15 protein-coding genes and 1 pseudogene are annotated in these 18,057 nt (G+C 43.1%); 9 read left to right on the top strand and 7 right to left on the bottom strand.

Features of this window, described 5'->3' with window-relative positions; translation table 11 throughout:
- The first annotated feature begins 355 nt into the window (after positions 1 to 355).
- Positions 356 to 1,243: an IS30 family transposase gene (locus tag PGLA_RS14930; RefSeq protein ID WP_068534079.1), complete on the top strand. Its 888-nt coding sequence runs from the start codon at positions 356 to 358 to the stop codon at positions 1,241 to 1,243.
- Between the two features lie 131 nt (positions 1,244 to 1,374).
- On the opposite strand, the gene PGLA_RS14925 is transcribed toward PGLA_RS14930, so the two are convergent.
- The gene (locus PGLA_RS14925) at positions 1,375 to 2,007 is read right to left on the bottom strand and encodes a TetR/AcrR family transcriptional regulator (protein WP_068534077.1); all 633 of its coding nucleotides are present in this window, start codon (positions 2,005 to 2,007) and stop codon (positions 1,375 to 1,377) included.
- A 440-nt stretch (positions 2,008 to 2,447) separates the two neighbouring features.
- On the opposite strand from PGLA_RS14925, the gene PGLA_RS14920 reads away from it, so the two are divergent.
- The 5 genes from PGLA_RS14920 to PGLA_RS14905 all read left to right on the top strand — a co-directional run bounded on the left by PGLA_RS14920 (position 2,448) and on the right by PGLA_RS14905 (position 11,462).
- The gene (locus PGLA_RS14920; protein WP_068534075.1) at positions 2,448 to 4,496 is read left to right on the top strand and encodes a serine hydrolase domain-containing protein; all 2,049 of its coding nucleotides are present in this window, start codon (positions 2,448 to 2,450) and stop codon (positions 4,494 to 4,496) included.
- 163 nt (positions 4,497 to 4,659) lie between these two features.
- Positions 4,660 to 4,773 carry a MerR family DNA-binding transcriptional regulator gene (locus PGLA_RS29770; protein WP_425415384.1) on the top strand — a complete coding sequence of 38 codons (114 nt, stop codon included), beginning with the start codon at positions 4,660 to 4,662 and terminating at the stop codon, positions 4,771 to 4,773.
- Positions 4,774 to 5,445: 672 nt separating this feature from the next.
- Positions 5,446 to 6,768 (top strand): efflux RND transporter periplasmic adaptor subunit, encoded by a 1,323-nt coding sequence (locus PGLA_RS14915; protein WP_161487917.1) that lies wholly within the window; start codon positions 5,446 to 5,448, stop codon positions 6,766 to 6,768.
- The gene (locus PGLA_RS14910; protein ID WP_068534071.1) at positions 6,768 to 9,893 is read left to right on the top strand and encodes an efflux RND transporter permease subunit; all 3,126 of its coding nucleotides are present in this window, start codon (positions 6,768 to 6,770) and stop codon (positions 9,891 to 9,893) included. Before PGLA_RS14915 ends, PGLA_RS14910 begins: the two co-directional genes overlap by 1 nt.
- Positions 9,894 to 10,277: 384 nt before the next feature.
- Positions 10,278 to 11,462 carry a TolC family protein gene (locus PGLA_RS14905; RefSeq protein ID WP_161487916.1) on the top strand — a complete coding sequence of 395 codons (1,185 nt, stop codon included), beginning with the start codon at positions 10,278 to 10,280 and terminating at the stop codon, positions 11,460 to 11,462.
- Positions 11,463 to 11,582: 120 nt separating this feature from the next.
- Here PGLA_RS14905 and PGLA_RS26880 read toward each other — a convergent pair whose 3' ends face one another.
- Entirely contained in the window at positions 11,583 to 11,771 is a 189-nt protein-coding gene (locus PGLA_RS26880; RefSeq protein WP_245699948.1) for a GrpB family protein, read from the bottom strand.
- A 36-nt stretch (positions 11,772 to 11,807) separates the two neighbouring features.
- Here PGLA_RS26880 and PGLA_RS14900 point away from each other — a divergent pair, with 36 nt between their 5' ends.
- The 3 genes and pseudogenes from PGLA_RS14900 to PGLA_RS29760 all read left to right on the top strand — a co-directional run.
- The gene (locus tag PGLA_RS14900; protein WP_084411123.1) at positions 11,808 to 12,728 is read left to right on the top strand and encodes a DUF418 domain-containing protein; all 921 of its coding nucleotides are present in this window, start codon (positions 11,808 to 11,810) and stop codon (positions 12,726 to 12,728) included.
- A gap of 24 nt (positions 12,729 to 12,752) precedes the next feature.
- Positions 12,753 to 12,887, top strand: coding sequence for a DUF418 domain-containing protein (locus PGLA_RS29765; protein WP_084411121.1), 135 nt, complete (start codon positions 12,753 to 12,755; stop codon positions 12,885 to 12,887).
- 317 nt (positions 12,888 to 13,204) lie between these two features.
- A pseudogene (locus PGLA_RS29760) lies at positions 13,205 to 13,392 on the top strand (IS4 family transposase); the annotation flags it as partial.
- Between the two features lie 66 nt (positions 13,393 to 13,458).
- Here PGLA_RS29760 and PGLA_RS14895 read toward each other — a convergent pair.
- The 5 genes from PGLA_RS14895 to PGLA_RS14875 all read right to left on the bottom strand — a co-directional run bounded on the left by PGLA_RS14895 (position 13,459) and on the right by PGLA_RS14875 (position 17,904).
- A complete protein-coding gene (locus PGLA_RS14895; protein WP_068534067.1) occupies positions 13,459 to 14,127 on the bottom strand; it encodes a YqeB family protein in 669 nt (222 codons plus the stop codon).
- 286 nt (positions 14,128 to 14,413) lie between these two features.
- Entirely contained in the window at positions 14,414 to 15,427 is a 1,014-nt protein-coding gene (locus PGLA_RS14890; protein WP_068534065.1) for an alpha/beta hydrolase family protein, read from the bottom strand.
- Positions 15,428 to 15,602: 175 nt separating this feature from the next.
- Positions 15,603 to 16,616 (bottom strand): alpha/beta hydrolase family protein, encoded by a 1,014-nt coding sequence (locus tag PGLA_RS14885; protein WP_068534063.1) that lies wholly within the window; start codon positions 16,614 to 16,616, stop codon positions 15,603 to 15,605.
- An 87-nt stretch (positions 16,617 to 16,703) separates the two neighbouring features.
- Positions 16,704 to 17,117: a hypothetical protein gene (locus PGLA_RS14880; protein ID WP_068534061.1), complete on the bottom strand. Its 414-nt coding sequence runs from the start codon at positions 17,115 to 17,117 to the stop codon at positions 16,704 to 16,706.
- Positions 17,092 to 17,904 (bottom strand): helix-turn-helix domain-containing protein, encoded by an 813-nt coding sequence (locus PGLA_RS14875; protein ID WP_068534058.1) that lies wholly within the window; start codon positions 17,902 to 17,904, stop codon positions 17,092 to 17,094. Before PGLA_RS14875 ends, PGLA_RS14880 begins: the two co-directional genes overlap by 26 nt.
- Positions 17,905 to 18,057: the final 153 nt, after the last annotated feature.

Raw genomic sequence — 18,057 nt, 5'->3', positions numbered from 1 at the left:
AGAAAAAGCTTAAAACTGAATGTAAGTATGGGGCAATAGAAGGCGATTGAAAGAATCTGCCTACGCTATTGCCCCTTACAATGATTAGGATATAATTACCTCATTACGAAACACATTCATTTTCTCCGCTGTCTTATATTCAGCTGGAGAAGGAGCTGTTGTCTTAATTGACAACTTATAGAATATGCCTTGAGGTTGAAAAAGTATGGCCATTTTTTTTGGTTATGCCTTTTTTTCATTTCAAGGCTTTTTATGTGACAGATTGTAATATGAAGTGCGACAAATAAAAAACACCCATGGAAGATTCGTGTAAAATGGAGTCACCACAACAACCATTACACAGGAGAATCAAACCATGGGCTACACACATCTTAACATAACTGAACGCAGTCAGCTAGAAATCTTACTTCGTTTAGGATGGTCTGATCGAGAGATTGATAAGGAACTCGGCAGACATCATTCCACTATTGCTAGAGAACGGAACAGAGGGAGTAGCAGTGAGAAATACACGGCAGAGATTGCGCAGGCTACTTACATTCAACGTCGAGTATCTTGTAAGGCAAAGGGGAAATTTACACCCGAGTTAGCAAGTGAACTGGAAGCGAACCAGCAGCAGACTTGGTCACCCGAACAAATTGCCGAGCATAGGAGAGTAAATGGTAAATCATTCGTATGTTTCAAGACCATCTACCGTTGGCTCTATGCTAGGCTCCTTGTTGCAGGTGAAGTAAAAGCGCTGAGACATAAAGGTAAACGGCGCAAACGAGAGTCTTTCGGACACTGGGAACTGGATACCGTTGTATCCAGCCGGGGAAAGAGCCGTGCCTGTGCCGCAACATTCATCGAACGCAAGACACGGATGTATCTAGCCCTAAAAATGCCAGACCGTACGGCTCATTCAATGGAAATCGCATTTGGGGTGATTGCTAGTCAGTATCCTCAAAATACCTTTCTAACGGCTACGGCAGATCGAGGGAAAGAATTCGCCTGCTATAACGCTCTAGAAACCTTTCATGGACTGGATGTTTACTTTGCCGATCCCTATTCGTCCTGGCAACGAGGATCTAATGAAAATGGGAATGGACTTCTTCGGGAGTTCTTTCCCAAAGGTCACGACTTTGCGCAGGTCATTGATGAGGAACTGGCTCATGCCATCAATCTCATTAACGACCGTCCTCGAAAATGTCTAGGCTGGAAATCCGCTCACGAATCTTTTATGGAACAGGTGTCGCACTTAGCTTGACAATCCGTCAAGACTAAAGAAGTGTATCACTCCGATTCTTTGAGACCCGACTGCTCTGGCCTTTAGGACGAGTTTTTTTGGATAGTTTTAGCATAACAAATTTGGATTTTTACTATTTTTTAGATGATATATTATGAATTTGATTCAATTAATGAGTGGACATAGATTTCAATCATTTTAATATTTTCTTTCCATAATGAAAAAAGCCATTCTTTGTCTGCCTTAGAGATTAAAAATGTTGTGAATCCATTTATAAGAATTATTATTAAATCATTTACTAACTCCAAGTCATTCGCGTCTAGCGTATCTCCATAAAAATCACCCACCAAGATCTCAAAGAAATCAAACGGTGTTTTTTCGCTGTCTTTACCAAAGATAATCTCTTCAAACTCCGTATCATATGAAGACTTCAATACAAATTGCATTTGAACATTAATTAAATTTAAGTAGTCTTTATTTTTTTCTTCGATGAAGAAGAGAAAGTATTTGAGCATAATATCCGCAAAAGAATCCGTTTCCTTCGCTTCCTGATAAATTTGTTCCAGCGCTTCACTCATTAGCACATCAGCAAAAATAAAAGCTTCTTGTTGAATTGTCTCCATAGAACCAAAGTGATGAAATACGCTTGCTTTACTAACATTTGCCTTCTTTGCTATGCTGTTAGCGCTTAATGCTTCTAAACCATTTTCTGCTATTAAAGTGATTGTAGCGTTTAATAAAACTTCTTTTGTTTTGTTTCCCTTTTTTTCTCTACCATCTATCATTACCGTTCCTCCTAGAATGGTTGTCACATTTTCTTCAGTTATTATAGCATAAAACAAAATATTTGACCGATTGGTTAGTTTTGAGTAAGATAAAACTGACCGTTCGGTTAGATTTTTTTGGGTATCTACTGTTTTTAAGTTTTATGAAATTTAGCTTTTGATAAAAGGAAAGGAGTGGAGCAAAAGAAAAAGGGAAAGTTACTTTATTTTTGCGATCGCATTGTTGAGGTTGTTTATAAGCTTTACACAGTTTTTTAAGCCTAGTCGTTATATTACATGCGTTCAAACCGAAGCCTACTCGGGGAGAAGTTACATGTTTGCTCACAATGGGACAACTTGTTGCACTCTATTGAGCGTTATTCCTTGGACCATAATAATTATCTTGGTACATCAGACGCTTCTCTTGAAGTCAATAATAAATAGATATAGGAGATATTATCATGAAAAAAAGACTTTCTTGGGTGTTATCAGCTACACTTGCGTTGACTATGATTGCACCAACCGGAGCAATGGCTTCCATCGTCGCTCCTGTGGTTGCGGATAACCAAGGATTGGGGAAAACCGCTGCCGAGAAGGCTACGTTGCTAATCGAATCCACCCATCCGATTAGCGTTCAGTATGCGCTGATTGATAATGGGGAAATCACTGTGTCTGGCCAGACGGGCAAGAACGATAAACCGCTGACCAAGGATACATTATACGGTATCGGCTCGGTCAGTAAAGTAATTGGAGCTGCGGCCGTCATGAAATTGGTAGACGAAGGTAAAATCGATCTGGATACTCCCGTCGTCCAATATATAACCGATTTCAAGATGAAGGACGAACGGTATAATCGCATTACTCCGCGCATGCTGTTGAACCACTCCTCCGGTCTGCGCGGTACTGGATCTACGGGCGACTCCTTGTTCGAGGATAATGACACCTATGCCCATGATACCTTACTGCAAACCTTGTCCGACCAGACCTTGAAGGCGGACCCTGGAGCATTCTCGGTGTATTGCAATAGCGGTTTTACGCTTGCTGAGATTCTCGTTGAAAGAGTCAGCGGCATGAGCTTTACCGAATATTTTCATCAATATTTCACAGAACCATTGCAGATGGATCATACGAAGACACCGCAGGACAAATCGAAAGGCAGCACGCTTGCTGGGTTCTATGTCCCGGATTACCAAGCACAGCTTCCAGATATTTTTGTTAATGTGATCGCCGAAGGAGGGATTAATTCCACGGCAGAAGATATGGTGCGATTCTCGCAAATATTTATGGGACAGGAAAGCCACATCCTTTCTGACAAGTCGGTACGGGCGATGGAACAGGAGGAATACAAGAAAGGCATCTGGCCGGAAGATACGGATGATAGTAACAATTACGGTCTCGGCTGGGACAGTGTGAAGCTATACCCGTTCAATGATTACGAAATAAAGGGTTTGGCCAAGGGCGGGGACATCTCTGAGTATTCTGCTTCTCTCGTCGTGCTTCCTGAGAAAAAGATGGCAGCTGCTGTGTTAACATCCGGCGGTAGCAGTAGCACGAATCAACTGCTGGCAAGCGAAATGCTGCTGCTGGCGCTCAAGGAAAAGGGCGAAATCAAGAACGTCAAGCCGGATAAATCATTCGGAAAGTCGGTTAAGGCCAAGATGCCCAATGATGTAGTGAAGCAAGCAGGCTATTATGCCAGCAGTGAAACGCAGTTCCGGATAGAGATCACCAAGGACGGGGAACTGTCCATGGCAAACGATCCGGAGACGAAGTATATATATACTTCGGATGGGAGCTTTATCAACGAGAACGGAACCTCCAAGATCAGCTTCGTCACCGAGAAGAGCGGACGCACGTATTTGTGGAAGAGAGCCTATGAGACGTTGCCGGGATTGGGGCAGCTAGCAACGTCAGAGTATGCGGCTGAGAAGCTGGAAGACAACGTGCTGCCGAAGGAGACCGCCGAAGCTTGGGCAAAACGGGAAGGTGCTAAGTTCTATGTCGTTAACCAGAAATTCAGCTCCGAAGAGTATTTCTTTGGGCAGCCGGCAATCGAAATTAGCCTCGCCGACGGTCTGCCGGGTTATTGGGTGGATAGAAAAATCACAGGTCCAAATACGGCGACGAGTCAGATCCAAATCCCAGGAATAGCAGGCCGGGATACGACGGAAGCTCGGTTCTACACGAAAGACGGCATCGAATATTTGATCGTAAACGGGTACTCACTTGTGAGCGAGGCGAACGTAAAACCGATCTATGCAGGAAATCAGTCCAAGGCCACGGTGTCAGCGAACGGGGATGCTAAATGGTATACTGTCCCGGCAGCGGCGGCAGGCAAAACGATGACGGTCAAGCTGCCAACGAAAGGTGCTTTCGCGGTATATGACGTGCAAGGATTATGCGTCAACTATAGCCTTGTCAACGGCAACAACAAAGTGACTCTGCCCAAGAACGGAACGATCGTATTTGCCGGCGCGCCGGACTTGGAATTTAAAATAACAATGAAATAAGCTTATTACATGAAGCCTCAAGGGGCAAAACTCTTGAGGCTTCCTTATATTTGTGCTCATCCCAAAATTTACGATGATCCTCCTCTTGTTTATATAGGTGTGTGTGCGACATCCCCCGCATCTCCAGATTTTTATATTTTCGTCCTCAAATCGTTGTTAAGGGGTGATATTGTTGTTATATAAAATCGGTGAATTTGCAAAAGTCAATAAAATATCTCAACGAATGCTTAGATATTACGATGAGAAATCTCTATTAAAGCCAAGAAAAGATGAATAGATCGGGTATAGATACTATTCAAACAATGATATTAAAACGGTAAGTAAAATAAAGTTGCTGTGGTAGACAGATACTTTCGTAGAAATATTGGAGAAGTATAGATCAGTTTTAAATAAAGCAAATCTTCTATTTAATAGGATTTCATTACATAATCATTAGAGAAATGGAAGTTTGGTTTGAAGGTGGGGTAAAACATTATGTCACACAACCATGCTCACAATACTTTTTAATTTTTCACCTTTTCTGCCTATTATACACGGAAGGGAATAAATAGCACGGGTAAAAGGGATCCCCCCCATGTTCGTCTAGTTGACGGACATGGGGGGGTCTTTGTTGCTTGCATACGTTTAACTGTGCTCGCCTAAAAAGGAATAATTCCATTTCAAGGATTTTTATCATGGCCTTGTGTTGATCTATTTATCAATATGATTCAGTTGGACAATCTGATGGATCATTTCGCTTGACTCTAGGTCTGGCCTAGGGACTAATATGAACACATCAATAATTCAACTTTCGTTGCAAACAGTTCAAGCGAGGTTTATTACTAAGGATTTACTTGGTATTTAGAGGCACGAAAGTTGAGTTGGATGTTAAATAAATAGAATGTATAGAGGAGAGGGTAGAGCCGTGCGTAGACGGGGGATAGCAACGATGCTTTTAATTTTTTGTAGTGTGGCAGCTGTAGCATGCTCGAATACAAAGACACAGGGCAACGTAGAAGAACAGGACACGCAAGGAAGAGTGGTAGGTGTTGGCACGATAAGCAAGCAGCCGCTGACGATGAATTATACGCTGTCAGGCACATTGGAGCCGATGAGCGAGATGTCTGCGGCCTTCGAGGTTCCCGGACGAATTGTGGAAACCAATGTTCAGATCGGAGACGTCGTCAAGAAGGGAGATGTGCTTGCCAAGCTGGATACTCATCAATATCATCTTCAATTGGATGAGGCGATTCAGGGTGTTGCGCAGGCCAAGGCCTCGCTAGATAGCGCCGAAGCATCCATCCATGCGTCCACTGCGCAAGTAAAAAGCGCTGAAGCGAATTTGCTGGAAATAAAGAAAGGTGCACGAAAGCAGCAGCGGGAGAGAATGAAGAACGCGCTGGCTTTGGCTCAGGCCGCTTGCGAGAAAGCTCAAATCGATGCTGACCGCTCGCAAAGTCTATACGAGCAAGGATTGATGTCCCAAAGTGACAACGAGAATGCTCAATTAGCGCTGACGAATGCCCAGAATGCAGTCAAAGATACGGAATCCGCTGTATCCGAAATGGAAGAAGGCGCAACGAACGAGCAAATTCGGGCAGCATCCGGCGTGTTGGATGAAGCGAATTCAGGAAAATTGGCGACGATTGCGGCCAAGAAGCAGGCGTTTGCTGCCTATAACACTGTGCTTGCTACGAAGCAGCAAGCTGAATTGACCTTGTCCAAGACTACACTAGTGTCGCAATTTGACGGGGTCGTATTGGCGAAGGCATTCAATAATGGAGAATTGTCAGCAGAAGCCCAGCCTGTATACACATTAGGTAAAGTCGATGAATTGAAAGTGCTGCTGCCTTTGCCGGATCGTGAGGCGAAGCAGTGGAAGAAAGGCACCGCAGTCGATGTCAGTCTGTATGGTCAGGTAACAAAAGGAATCATCAAGAAAATTTATCCGCTTACGAATGCGGCAACCGGAACGATCAACGGTGAAATTGTCATTGAAAATGAGAAGCTAGGCTGGTCTCCCGGGCAAGTAGTCGAGGTTGGAATGCATCAATCGGGCCGGGATGTAATTTTGATTCCTGTGGAGGCCGTACTCAGTGATGGCGATAAACCCTTCGTTTATAAGCTAGAGAAAGGGAAAGCGGTAAAAACGATTGTTCAATTAGGAGGACACATGGTGAACAATCAGTTGGAAATAAGCGGCGGCCTGAAAGAAGGCGAGCAAATTGTTACCAAAGGCGCCGAGGCGCTGTCTGATGGCGAGAAAATCCAAGCCGCTGAAGGAGCTGCCTGATGATCGAATTCTTGGTTAAGAAACGAAAGATTACGCTCTTATTTTTCATTATGGCCATGATAGTCGGCGTGTTCAGCTTTGCTGGACTCCCTCAGCAGGAAGCGCCGGATATCGTCATCAAATATGCGACGATTACAACGGTCTACCCTGGAGCTTCCGCCCAAAAAATAGAGCAAACGGTAACGAAATTCGTTGAACAGAGAATAAAGGGAATTCAAGGGATTAAGGAGATTGTGTCTATTTCGTCCGAAGGCTACTCTTCCATCGTTATTAAAGCGAGAGATGAGGCGGATACGAAAGACGTATGGGACAAATTGCGTAAAAACGTGCAGGATGTTAAGGAGGAATTGCCGGAAGGAGTAAAAACACCGGTAGTTAATGACGACCTGTCGAGTTCCTTCATCGGTTCATATGCCGTCACTGCCGAGAGCAAGGAAGACCTGTACAAGCTCAATGAGCTGATGACGAATTGGAGAGATCAACTGCGGGCGGTTCCTGGCGTTGCCAAAGTACAACTAAATGGAATTCCGAAGCAAGAGATTCATGTTAGCGTCGATAGCAGTAAACTGCAGCAGTATCAAATAAGCTGGGAACAAGTAATAACGGCGGTGGAGGGAGAGAAGCAACGAGTTCCTACGGGGGGCATTAACTTCAATAAGAGGAGCTATCAACTGATTGTTAAGGATGCCGACCATCTTGACATTTTGAACAATCTGCTTGTGACGAGGTCGCAGTCCGGGGCTCCTGTCTATTTGAAAGAAATTGCCACAGTGGAGTTCACTTTCGCCAAGTCACAGGATTTTTCCTATTATAATGGTAAGCCTGTTGTGACGATCGGGGTCGGTGCTGAAACGGGTAGTGACGTGCCGACGATGAACAAGCTCGTCAATGAAAAGCTCGAACAGTTGAAGAAAAGTCTTCCGTCCCATGCCAAGTTTATTAACCTGTTTGCACAAAAAGATCGAGTCGATGAAATATTCGCCAGTTTGACGAAGGAAACGCTCATCGCTATCGCTGCAGTTATTGTGATATGCATGCTCGGAATGAGTTTGCTCACAGCCTCCTTTGTAGCGCTGGCTATTCCGATTTCGATCGCAATCGGTTTAATCTTTTTGCCAGCTCTGAATGTTACGCTGAATGAGATTTCTGTTATTGGACTTATTATCGTGCTCGGAATATTGGTTGACGATGCAGTGGTCGTCAATGACAATATTGAGCGGCGGGTGACAGATCTGGGGGAAGATCCGCATACGGCCGCGGTTAAAGGGACGAAGGAAGTTGCGATTTCCATATTGACGGCCACGTTGGCGACAATTTCCGCCTTTGCTCCATTGATATTTCTGAAGGGTGACATCGGAGCATTTATTAAACCAATTCCTATCGTCATTTCATTGACGATGCTGGCATCGATGGTGATGTCATTGACGATCATTCCGATTTTCCGCGAATGGTATGAGAACCGAAGACAACACCGAACGATCTCGAACCCTTCCAAGTCTGGTTTATTAAGTAATCAAATCGAAGCGTTAGGGCGTTTGTATTCCGGAAAGTTGATGAGCAGAGTGATAAAACGTCCATTAATAATAGGTCTTTCCGGCTTATTCATTGGAACAGCAGCCTATTCTTTAGCATTATTCATCCCCGTTGAGCTGTTCCCAGAATCTGAACGTCCGGAGTTTACAATTAGTGTCACGATGCCGACAGGAACTTCGCTGCAAGAAACAGATCGGATGGTCAGCCAGATGGCTGATTGGGCAGGAAAGCAGAAGGAAGTGGATGCATATTCATATGGTGCCGGCGGCGAGGCACCGCAACTGTTTTATGATATAGAGGCGGATTCTGGCGGACACTCCTCGCCGACATCAGGACATTTAATGGTGAGATTGAGAAAAGAAGGAGCTGATCTCGCTACAACAATTCGGGAATGGGATAAAAGATTCAAAAAAGAGTATCCTGAAGCTTCCATAGCGGTCAAGACACCTTCGTTAGGTATCGCTGTAGGAAAGCCGGTTTCTATTCGTATTACAGGGGAGAATATGGAACAATTGCAGAAACTGGCACAGCAAATGAAAGGAATGATCGTGAACACGAGCGGAACCTACAACGTAAAAGACGATATGGGTATCGAACAATACGGGCTGGAGATAGATATCAACAAGCAGGCAATGGATCAATATATGGTGTCCTATGCGAATTTGACGCGTACATTGCTGCTGGCAAGCGACGGTATTACGACCAGTCAATACAATACCGGAAGAAATCTTATAAATATCAGGTTGTTAATAGAAAAAGGAGTTCAAGATCCAAACGAGCTCTTCCATCACCTGAATGTGACCAACGCAGCAGGACAGCAAATTCCATTGTCACAGCTGTCTACACTCAAACCGGCCTTCTCGGTTCAGCAAATTAAACATTATAATTTGGCGCGTACGATTACGGTTGATGCCGATGTGAAGGGACGCACAGCGACAGCGGTGATGGAGGAAATTAGCGAAAAGTTGAATGGAATTCCCTTCCCGGAAGGTTACAGTTGGGCCATTGGCGGAGAAACATCAGAACAGGATAAAATATTTTCAGATTTAGGTGGTTTGTCTATCTTCGTTATATTCCTCATTCTGATGTTAATTACGATTCAATTTTACTCTTTGTCCATTCCGCTCATTGTGATGACTACCGTTTATTTGGCGGCGGCTGGTGGAATTATCGGTATCTTTATAACGGGAATGCCAATTGGCTTTATGAGTTTGATGGGGATTATTTCTCTGGCAGGTATTGTAGTACGTAACGGTATCGTACTGATTGAGTTTATAGAAGACGCCCGTCATGCAGGGGCCGAGTTGGAGGAAGCGGTAATTCAGGCTACCGCAGCACGCTTCCGACCTATTCTGCTCACTTCATTGACGGCAATTGTCGGTATGATCCCGATCGCACTCATTGGCGACATTTTGTTCCGTCCGATGGCGAATACGATTATTTTTGGCCTTATTTTCTCCACCATACTGACCTTGTTCGTCGTTCCATCCTTGTATCTGGTAGTGGCGCGCTATAAATTGAAGCGGCAGCAGCGTAAACAGGAACGGCAATTCAGGAAAGAAGAAAGCAGCCAGAAAAATTTATTAATTTAACAAGTTTGCAGGGCGGGACGGCTTCATAATCCGTCTGTCCTCGCCTTATATTCAGATATTAAGTTTGTTACGTCGAGGGAGGACGGTTAAATGTACAAACATACAGTTATGGCGTCATTAATGCTCGCACTACTTGCAAATTCGACTGCAACGGCATGGGCTGACAGCGCCACGATTCAGGGCACGATATCATCCAGCAACAATGCGGTGCAAGGTAAAGTAATGACGGAAGACAGTTCGGCTCAGGGCAAAGCGCCAATGAATAACATACCGTCTCAGCCCTTGATGTCGTCAGGGGATCAGGCTACTACGGGCAAAAGTTTACCTGCTTCGTTCGTGGCGTCACGGCAGTTAGCTGCGATCACGCGCCTGAATTTATCTGATGTGCAGTCGCGGGCCGTAACTGATTCATTTAATTTAGCATTGTTGCGAATAAAGCTTTATGCGCTAGAGTCCAAGCGATCTGATCTTAAAACTCAGACTAACAGGATCAGTACGAGTCAGACAATAGATTCTTATACACTGCCCAACTCGCCAGAGAAGATATTAGGCAATGTGAATTATGAAATTCCGTCAGACGCTACCCCGGAGCAACTGTTTTGGCTCGGGCCGACTATAGAGACGAATACCGTTATAAATGGCTTGATGAGTGGCATAAAAGATATAATAAACGGGATGAACGATCTGATGAAATCTCAACGCGATGAATTGGAAGTCGCCATCAAGCAGCTGGAGCGGGATGGATGGAATACGGAGCTTGATCTCGAAGAGGCCAAGGAAGGAATCAAGTTGCAGATGACCGGTCAATACGTGTACTTGTTGTCCTTGCAGAAACAGATGGAGCTCCATGAAGAAGCGCTTCAACTGTTGGATAAAGAGCGAAGTCGTCTGCAGGCGCTGCAAGGGCAGGGGGTGGCTGCGGCGGACGATAGCCGTGGGCTGCGGCTGGAAATATCCAAACAGACGAGAGAATTGGAGGTTCAGCGTAGCAACTATCGCCTGGCCTTGTTCCAGCTCTGCTTCGATTTAGGTATCCGCTACGATCCGGATATTATTTTGGAGGATATTGCGCTGGATGAAGCTACGTTGACCAACCGCAAAGTTACCGAGGAAATATTGGCGCGATCATACGAAATGAAGCGGAAGTGGAATGAGTTAAAACAGGCTTCCTGGGAGCATGGCAACACGAAGATAGCTAATTCCGATGGAAAAAGCTATTTGAGTGCAAATGTGCAGCTTGCGTCCAAACAGACGGAACAGGCTAATGCGCAGTTGACCAAATATATTAACACCACTTACGCCGAGGCAGATAATGCCTACGAGCAATATAAGAATGCGCAATTGGATGCGAACGATGCAACCGCCGATTATGATGCATTGCAGCGCCGTTTTCAATTGGGGATCGTACCGCTCCATGATCTGAATCAATCCAGCTACCTGCGGCAGAAGGCCGACATGAAAGTCATATTATTGCGACTGCAATATTTCATTATAATAAGTAAGGTCGAAGCAATGGAAAGAGGATTCATTCTCGCAGGTGGTACGGAAGTAGCAGTAGTTGAACAATAATTGAAACCTAAATAAATCTATAACGGTATTCATGCAAAACACCTCCAAGGTTGTCTCTATAATTTATGATATAGGACCATTCTCTTGAAGGTGTTTTGATTTGTCCCCCTTTATAGGGCATTAGCGAGTCCAATGACAGATCAATGCTTGCTTTTCTACCCTTTTCACAAAATCATCTTTTCCATCTCCATAACGTTCGATGCCATTAGAACATTTTTTTGCCAATTCACTTTTTAATTCAACATAGTCTTTCGAAACTTCAGGATTGTGGCAAAGATAGTCTCTAAAGGATAGAAGTGGCCTAGAAATTAAAATGATCAGTAGATTTTAAGGGGGATACAGTGGATGAGTCAAGCGAAAGCACGAATAACTGCTCTTGATTTTGCAAGAGCATTAGCGATCTTCGGAATGATTATCGTGAATTATAGGGTTGCAATGCAGGCAGAGTATAGCGGGCTTGGATGGTTACAAGCGATAGCAGGTCTGTTTGAGGGGCGAGCATCTGCATTGTTTGTCGTACTGGCTGGTATCGGGGTATCGTTAATGACCTCAAAAGCTCGAAGCTCTATGAACGAAGAGCTTATTCGGAAAAACCGGAGTATCCTATACAGGAGAGCTGCTTTCCTATTTATTGCTGGCTTGCTTTTACTGCTAATAGACTGGAACGCCGACATTTTGCATTACTATGCGGTATTCATGCTTGTAGCAGCGCTCATAATGACTATGTCAGATCATAAAATACTCAGTTTGTTTTCCATTATCCTGCTCGCATCACAGTCATTTTTGGTCTTGTTCGATTACCGTAGGGGGTGGGACTTGAATTTTAAAGAGTATATAGATTTTAGGACAATAGAAGGGTTCATTCGCAATCTGTTATTCAACGGATTTCATCCTATCTTTCCTTGGCTGAGCTTCTTCCTCATCGGTATGTGGATTGGCAGAAGACGTTGGCTGAATAAGGAAAATCGATTGAAGATACTGTTGTATTCATTGTCAGGAACGGTTGTTTTTGAATCCCTTTCCTTCTTCCTGGTCAAATGGACCTCCCCTGTAATAGGAAGTGATGTAGCATATTATTTGTTTGGTACGAAACCGATGCCGCCCACTATGTTGTATGTTCTTTCCGGAATTTGTTCGGCTATAGCAGTGATTGCGATTTGTCTTTATATAGTTGATAAATTTGAGCAATCTATTCTGACACAAGCGGTGATCAATACCGGGCAGCTATCGTTATCTCATTATATTGGACATGTAGTGATCGGATAGGGGTCGCTTCAAGTAACGGGCTATTTGGAAAATGGCTCCCTTATTTTTGCAATGATATACGGAAGCTTATATTTTATAATGACCATTATTTTTTCGTATATATGGAGAAAATGGATGACGAGAGGGCCGATCGAGTGGCTTATGAGAAAATTATGCTAAAGATGTACTTTTGCATTCGAAGCACGTAACCCCGTGGGGACTGATTTATTAAGTCAGGAGGAAATTCGGGAAGAATTTATTGATAAGAATAGAATTAACGTCAGGGTTACTTTCCGTGGTTGGGGATAGAAGAAAACTACTTCTCGAATTGTATGTTGTTTTAATGATAATGACACTCTTAAGTCTTTGTTAACTAGCCATAGTTTTAATATTAAAAAAATAATAATTAAAATAACGAAGGAGCGAGATGTTTTCGCTCCTCTTTTGTTTGCCAATCACTTATTTTATTGCGCTCATGTTCAAGAAGATTCCTTGGTGTGACAGGAAAAAACCACAATATTCTACGATTCCATCGCGCACGAAAACATGTTTTCCGGACATTCCCGTGGCGGTGGTGTTTGTTTGCCATCGCTCGAAGAAAAACGAGTGGCTTGCCATTCTCTCGACCGACCTTTGCCTTAGTCTGCAAGAAATCATTCAAACTTATGACATGGAAAGGAGTATTTCATAAATATTAAACCTAGAAGTAAAATGAGAATTGGTATCTAGGTAAAGAAATACCTGCTGATTTTTATCGATAATATTGCCTATTATCGTTTTCTTTTACTGATACACCTAGTTTCCAAAGTTCTCTTATCAACTGAAAAGCTTCATCATCATCTCCTTTTTCAATTGCTATTTTTCTTGCTTTTAATAGAGCATTCGCAGCAGGTGACAGGTCGGGACAATCCACAACCCATGTTTTAAAATCATTTTTAAATGGATCCGTATCACTCCAAAGATAATTATGTTTTATAAATGCATTAGCTACTCTGCTTTTATTAAGCTCCTGCTTACAACGAAATAGTTCTTTCTCATCAATACCTAATAACACTAATTGCTTTTTATCCATAAATACAAGTGAGATATCTTTCTTTTTTAAGATAATTTCATCATCTCTAAGTTTTAATATAACTCTATCATCATATATAGACATTTCTAGGCTTTCATGAAAAGATAGAAGAGTTAATATAACTCCCGCAATCAAACCAAGGATCATTGTAATAAAGCCTACCCATGCTCCATTATAGGATGCAATTAGTTTTAAAGGTCCCTCGAAAGGTACCCACGGCAAAGAACTGCCCCATTTAGCAATACTTGGTAGAATCCAACCAATCACTAAACCCATAAGAGGGAAACCAAGCCACAAGATAACCTTATCCGTTTTAGAAAAATTTAATACTGTATGATTGTTACTCATTTAATTCACCCTTTTTTAGAAAATACACTTACTTTATCACGTAATCTATTTGAATCAATAAGGCTTTGATTTTTGGCTTCCAGCTTATTATGATGTGGTAGCCGATTTTTAGTCTAAGCTAGAGATCGTCCTACGGATGGAACTTTTCCTTTAGCAAATTCACGCACAAGTTTTTCTCACTTATTTTTAATAATCAAATGCTCTCGATTGTGATTAACTGCCAGAAGAAAAGGCGGTTTTACTACACGAAGAACAACCGAATTTATATCATACATTTCACAAGTGATTATGTGTGTTTAGGAAATTTCTTTAGAAATTTCTCGATTTCATCCATATAACCTGGTATCGTAATTTGTCTAGGCGCGAAGAGACTAATGAATACTGCCCGCAGATTCGAATTAACCGTTTGCTTGCTTAACATCCCATGATCAGCGTTAGGGAAGACTGCTACGGTCAGCAGCTCAGGTTTTACGATATCGCGATATACCCGTTCCGTATCCTTCACATCGACCTGCATATCTTCTTCGCCCAGCATCAATAGCACGGGTGAATTGAAATTACGAAGATCATCAGTGGCATCCGACAAGAAGTTTTTGCTGACAAATGTCCATTTGTCTTTCGACATTAAGCTATCTTGGCGGGCGATTTTTACATACTCTTCATAGGAAGCATGTTTTTCCAAAAGCTCGCGCACTTTCAAGTCATACGCCTCTTTATCTTGAATTTCCGCTTCAGAGACCCCATCTTTCTCCATTTCTTTACGTGTATAGTATTGCCCTTGACTTAACCAATTAATGGCAGGCGATAGAAGGAGACTGAATGCGAGCGGTTCCTTCTTGGCAAGCTTAGGAATCACCCAGCCCGCCTGGCTTGCTCCCCAAGCCCCAATCTGTTTCTCGTCAATCATCGGCTGCTCTTTTGCCCATGCAATGGCCTGACGGGCTTCTTCCACACGATCATCTATACTCTGATGCAACCAGTTGCCGTCCGACCCGTTAATTCCTCTTTTGTTAAGGGACAAAGAGGCGTAACCAAGGGAAGCTAACCGCTCCCATAGAGGCTTATAGCCATCATCGTGGGAGGTGTCAATGGGCCCGTCACCATGAATAAACAAAACCAATCCCAGCTTGTCCACGTAGTTTTTAGGCAGCACGAAGGTACCGGTCAATTTGCCTTGAGGCGTCTGGATTTCAACAGCTTGCTCATCCATGTCAAAACTGTTTTGCTTCAAAATATATAGTCCTGCACCGCCAAATAGCAGGACGATAATCATCATAGAAATCATTATTTTCTTTTTCATCTTATTTCTCCTTGTGTAAAGTTCATTTATTTCAATCTCTGGACCATAAAGTGCAATTTCAATTGATCGAACAAGAGAATGGTTTATTTTACCATATCCTTGTGGAAGTTTGTGTATCGATGTAAATCTAATACATAGTTAATCATTTAATCAAAACTCTACTAAGTGTAGTGTGTCACTTTGATTGCGGAAGTTCCTTTAGAAATTGTTCGATTTTATCCAAATATTCTGGCACCGTAATTTGCCGGGGCGCGAATATACTTATCATCAAAGCTCGAAAATCTGAATCCGCTGTTTGCGTGCTCATCATCCTATGTTCCGTGTCAGGGAAAACAGTTACCGTCAATAATTCCGGCGATACGAGGCGGCGATATACTTGCTCCGTCTCTTTCGAATCCACATTGATATCTTTCTCACCTAAAAACAGCAACACAGGGGAACGGAAAAGGCGAAGATCATCGGTTACATCTGACAAAAAGTTTTTCATGACAAAAGCCCACCGCTTTTTTGACATCGCGTCTTTTTCGCCAACTAGCTTCACATATTCGTCATAGGGTGCCTTTTTCCTTAAAAGTTCCCTTACCTTCCTGCCCTTTGCCACTTTTTTTTCAATGTCTGCTTCGCTATAACCAAGATGTTGCATTTCCATGCGCGTGTTATACTCCCCTTGGCTCAACCAATTAATGGCTGGTCCTACGAGTATATTAAACGCAAGCAATTCCTTGCCGGCCAGTTTGGGAATCACCCATCCGGCTTGGCTTGCTCCCCACGTTCCTATTTTTGTCGCGTCAATCATCGGCTGTGCTTTTGCCCAGGCAATAGCGTGACGCGCCTCTTCCACGCGATCATCGATACTTTGATCCAGCCAATTCCCTTCCGAGCCGTCAATTCCCGGCTTGCTCAACGACAAGGAAGCATAGCCCGCGGCAGCTATCCGTTCCCAGATGTGTCGGTAATCTCCATCGAGAGTCGAATCAACCTCGCCGTCACCATGGACGAACAACACTAAACCCACTTTACCGGTGTAATTTTTAGGAAGTACAAGTGTACCGGTCAATTTGCCTTGAGGCGTCTGGATTTCAACAGCTTGCTCAACCATGGCAAAGCTGTGTTGCTTCAAAATATAAAATCCTGCACCGCCAAATAGTAGGATGATGATCATAATAGCAATCGTTATTTTCTTTTTCATCTTATTTCTCCTTGTGTACAGTTTTCATTTATTTCAATCTCTGGACCATAAAGTGCCATTTCAATTCACTGAATAAAAAATGACGCATTATACTATTTTTTTTTGAATGAGTATGGAATGATAACTTCTCGTACGGATGCTTGGCCCGCCGGTTTTTATCTGAGACGGCAAGCTTAACAGTTTAAGAAAGTTCCATATTCCAAAGCTGTTAAAGCTCTTCCACGGAGGAAGATTTTGCTTCTCTTGTTGCATGTTTGATTTTACATACCATTTGATAGACAAAGTTCCAATCACTTCTCCCTCTTGCAGGGCGATCATTTTTTGGTTTGACGCTTCGGTAGGAAAATAGTCGAACAACTTTTCAAAAAAGAGAGCGTGATCATCATCACTCATGTTCGTAAGGTGTTGGAATTTCCCTCGAAACCCGTGAACAAGTAATCGTCCGACTTGTGGATTGTACTTGGGCTGCATCGGTTCAATCGTTATCCGTGCCGTAGTCATGATCATTCCCTCCTTCGGAAGTCGCAACCGTCTCTATCAAGACTTGGAGCTCGTAATGAAGCTTGTTGTTGCTAAATAAGGATAAATACGATTTCTCAATGAGGATGAGGGGCCCCGAAATGACATAAGACTGTGCAGCAGCATAGTCATAAAACTGTTCTATCAGATGTTTAAGCTCATTTTCTTCATTGATTAAGCTCTGCATGGAAAGGTAATTCCCTCCAGGCAAGGAAAAATCGTCAGGCGTTTGTGTTTCTGTGTATAAACTAACGATGCTCGAACCATCGTAGATATAATGAATGTCCGATTCGAACAAGTTTGGAACACGTTTCGCCTGCTCAGCCAACAGTTTCGCATCAAGTATCGTACTCGAATCCATTTCAATCCAACATGTAAAATAGGTGGTGTCTCGACGCTTTATTTGATATTGGCGGGATCGAGAGCTAGAGTTCTGTTGTTCATGCAATACTTTTTTGATGAACTGTTGAAGCTGTTCGAGTCGCAGCAATTCCCCTTCTATTTCCCGTAAGGATCGCTGAAGAAGCTGTCGATATTGGTCCGCTGAGAAAGAAGTCATGCATTCTTTAATGGAGTGAACAGGCACCCCCAATTTTCGAAGCAACAAAATATGCGCTAGCTGGTACACTTGCTCGGTGCTGTACATTCTATACTGATTGTTATCTTTGTAAGCGGGCTCAAGGACCCCTTTCTCTTCAAAATACCGAATTTGGTGAACAGAAACGTTCATAAGCTTGGCTAATTCACTAATTGTTATTTCACTCTTCATAGCGTTCACTCCTAAGGACTAGGTTGGAATATCTCAACGATACACCTTAGGTCAGGCCTAAGGTCAAGCAATAAAATTATTTATTAAACCAGATTATTTGATTCTCACGATAAGAAAGTGCGGTTGAACGATCACGGTAATAGAGGGGTAATA

Source organism: Paenibacillus glacialis (assembly GCF_001637205.1).
Classification (GTDB): Bacteria; Bacillota; Bacilli; order Paenibacillales; family Paenibacillaceae; genus Paenibacillus_AQ; species Paenibacillus_AQ glacialis.
The sequence above is the reverse complement of the archived record's forward strand: the minus strand, read 5'-3'. Positions and strand labels throughout refer to the sequence as shown.